Source organism: Pseudomonas sp. AC463 (assembly GCF_979253585.1).
Window position 1 is genome coordinate 1 of sequence record NZ_CEEDDZ010000254.1, and the last position, 355, is coordinate 355.

Annotated in this window: 1 protein-coding gene; it reads right to left on the bottom strand. The window is 65.9% G+C overall.

The genetic code is table 11. The features are described from left to right. On the bottom strand, nt 1-262 hold a 262-nt coding region (locus AC0IYH_RS30030; protein ID WP_471837750.1), incomplete at its 3' end, for a cupin domain-containing protein. Nucleotides 263-355 lie beyond the last annotated feature (93 nt).

Sequence of the window (355 nt, forward strand, 5' to 3'; positions counted from 1 at the left end):
TCAGGATCGTCCAGCATTCGTCCTTGCCCCGCGGCAGGCCGCGCTTGTGCGCCTCCTCGTCGTCGGGATGGACCTGCACCGACAGCTTCTGGCTGGTGAACAGGTATTTGATCAGCAGGTCCGGGCTGGTGTCGCCCGGCTGCTGGAACCAGACCTCGCCGATCGGCTCTCTTCCGGGCGCGGCATCCTCGAAACCGGGGAACAGCGTGTGACGGCCCCAGGGCTTCTCGACGCGGTGGGTGTGCAGCAGGGTGGCGGGCATGAACTATCCTTTCGGGGGTCCGAACGTGTCGCGCGCGGACCGGATGCGCCGTAAAGCAAAAACACTGTTGCAGCGCCAGCGGCTGCGCTACAG